A 1,106-nucleotide genomic window follows, 5' to 3' on the forward strand; every position below is an offset into this window, starting at 1 on the left:
CGCGTCGCCTTCCGGGGCGCCCTGGCCCAACCGGCGGTGATCGCGGCGATGCGGGCGGCCGACCTTTTCGTGCTGCCGACCAAGCCTGCGCCGTCCGGCGACCGCGACGGCCTGCCCAACGTGCTGATGGAGGCCGCCTCGCAGGGGCTGCCGATCCTCGCGACCGCCTTCGCGGGCACGCCGGAATTCGTCACCGACGGCGTCGAGGGATGCCTGGTCGCGCAGAGCGATCCCGCGGCGTTGTCCGCGGCGATCCTGCGGCTCGCCGGCGATCCGGTGCGGCGCCGGAGCTTCGCGGACGCCGCCCGCGCGCGCCTGATGCGGGATTTCTCGCTCGATGCCGGCATCGACCTGATCGGCGGGCGGCTCGCCGCCTCGGCGGGAATCGCGCCGCCGCGTCCCGCATCGGTGCCCGAGCGAGCGGAGGCCTGCGCATGCGGGCGCTGATCGCCGTCACGCATCTCCTCGGCGCCGGTCACTTGACCCGCGCCGCCGCGATCGGCCGCGCCTTCGCCGCCTCGGGCCATGCGGTGACCCTGGTCTCGGGCGGCGGCCCTGCGCCGATGGTGCGGCTCGACGGCCTGCGCCTCGTGCAACTGCCGCCGCTGCACATCGTCGGCACCGCCTTCGCGCGGCTTCTTGGCGTGGACGGGCACGCGGCCGGCGCCGACCTGCTCGCGGCACGCCGGGCGCTGCTTCGGCAGGCGCTGGCCGAGACGGCTCCGGACGTGGTGATCACCGAGCTGTTCCCGTTCGGCCGCCGAGCGCTCGAAGCCGAATTCCTCGACCTCGTCGAGGCGGCATCCGAGCGGCGCCCGCGACCGCTGATCCTCGCCTCGATCCGCGACGTGCTCGTCGCGCCGGAGAAGCCGCGGAAGATCCGCATCGCGCATGCGCGCGTGGCCGGGATCTACGACGCGGTGCTGGTGCACGGCGACCCCGATCTCGTCGCCCTCGACGCCTCCTGGCCGGTGGACGAGGATTTGCGCGCCAAGCTGCGATACACCGGCTACGTCGACGAGGACGCGGCGCCGATCGAGGATGCGGATGCCCGCGCGAGCGTCCTGGTCTCGGCCGGGTCGAGCGCGGCCGGGCTCGGCCTCTGC

General features: G+C 74.9%; 1 protein-coding gene and 1 pseudogene. Both read left to right on the top strand.

Annotated elements, in window-relative coordinates:
- Window positions 1-447: glycosyltransferase family 4 protein (locus FV223_RS28250; RefSeq protein ID WP_147729956.1), on the top strand; the 447-nt coding region annotated here is incomplete at its 5' end.
- Window positions 435-1,106, top strand: a pseudogene (locus FV223_RS28255) (glycosyl transferase family 28); the annotation flags it as partial. The gene FV223_RS28250 and the pseudogene FV223_RS28255, both read left to right, overlap by 13 nt.

Source organism: Methylobacterium sp. WL116 (assembly GCF_008039455.1).
Classification (GTDB): Bacteria; Pseudomonadota; Alphaproteobacteria; order Rhizobiales; family Beijerinckiaceae; genus Methylobacterium.